Consider the following 200-nt stretch of genomic DNA (forward strand, 5'->3'; position numbering starts at 1 on the left):
GGGGAATCTCGGTTGATTTCTTTTCCTCGGGGTACTTAGATGTTTCAGTTCCCCCGGTTCGCCTCGTTAACCTATGTATTCAGTTAACGATAGTGCAACGAATTGCACTGGGTTTCCCCATTCGGACATCGCCGGGTCAAAGGTTCATATCACCTCGCCGGCGCTTTTCGCAGATTAGCACGTCCTTCATCGCCTCTGAC

Annotated in this window: 1 rRNA gene; it reads right to left on the reverse strand. The window is 51.0% G+C overall.

The features are described 5' to 3' along the window. A 23S ribosomal RNA gene (locus KIF87_RS23655) occupies window positions 1-199 on the reverse strand; the annotation flags it as partial. Window position 200: the final 1 nt, after the last annotated feature.

Source organism: Enterobacter sp. 120016 (genome assembly GCF_018383635.1).
Lineage (GTDB): Bacteria > Pseudomonadota > Gammaproteobacteria > Enterobacterales > Enterobacteriaceae > Enterobacter > Enterobacter asburiae_D.